Below are 553 nucleotides of genomic sequence, written 5' to 3' on the forward strand. Positions count from 1 at the left end.
GTGTCTAACGCTGGCCCACTCGCTCCATCCCATGCATAGCCCTTTTTAATCGTTAACACGCCTTGTTTGGACAAACTAAGAAAAGGGCTGTCATACGCCTGACTCACTGAAATGTGCGTCTCAATCTTTTCTTCAGAATGGAGAGTGTATTTATACTTCTGACGCTTTTTGTATTTCATAACCTAACCGCCTAACTAACTTCAGTGGGAGGAACGGAGATGACTCTCAAATTAGAGTTTCTCAGAGAGTTTTTTCAAGTAGGACTTAGCAAGCTCATGGTTATCTCTGCTCAACCACTTAATACAATCAAAGAGTTCCCAGATCAGGCCTTGATCACCACTGGTATAAACTGGGAAATCTTCATGCTTTGGCGCAGGTTCATCAGTAACCATGCCCGCAATCACATCAGCTTTATCAAATAAAGTCTTAAATGGCTTAGAAAGTTTGAAGGGGTCACAGAGATCTAAACAATGAATCTCTGCACTGGTTAGGTCATTAAAAATGTATTTTTTGAAACACGCATTTTCGTTGTGCTCTCCCTCAAGGCGATAAA

At 41.4% G+C, this 553-nt stretch carries 1 pseudogene; it reads right to left on the reverse strand.

The window, feature by feature from the left end:
• Positions 1–230 precede the first annotated feature (230 nt).
• Positions 231–553: pseudogene (locus IQR33_RS34620) on the reverse strand (hypothetical protein); the annotation flags it as partial.

The sequence above is a fragment of the Vibrio sp. OPT46 genome (assembly GCF_015163535.1).
Taxonomy (GTDB): Bacteria; Pseudomonadota; Gammaproteobacteria; order Enterobacterales; family Vibrionaceae; genus Vibrio; species Vibrio alginolyticus.